1 protein-coding gene is annotated in these 223 nt (G+C 52.5%); it reads right to left on the bottom strand.

What is annotated here, in order from left to right:
- Nucleotides 1-223, bottom strand: a 223-nt coding sequence (locus Q9J79_RS10345) for a transposase (RefSeq protein WP_301911816.1), incomplete at both ends; no start/stop codon positions are given.

Below are 223 nucleotides of genomic sequence, written 5' to 3'. Positions count from 1 at the left end.
CTTTGTCGGCATAGACGGTCGTACCTTCGGTAATGCCTTTCAGCAAAGGCGACAGGTGTTTGCACTCATGGGCATTGGCGGGAATGATGTGCAGTTTCCCGATATAGCCTTCCCCATCGGTACGGGTATGTTGTTTGTAACCGAGTTTGTAGAGGCCGTTTTTCTTTGTCCGGCGGGCATCTTTGTCCTTACTCGGTGTGGTTTGGCCGCTGCTCCCTTCTTC

Origin of the sequence: Neisseria viridiae, from assembly GCF_962747995.1 — a bacterium.
In the GTDB taxonomy this organism is placed as follows: domain Bacteria; phylum Pseudomonadota; class Gammaproteobacteria; order Burkholderiales; family Neisseriaceae; genus Neisseria; species Neisseria viridiae.
This window is presented reverse-complemented; position numbering and strand designations above follow the sequence as displayed.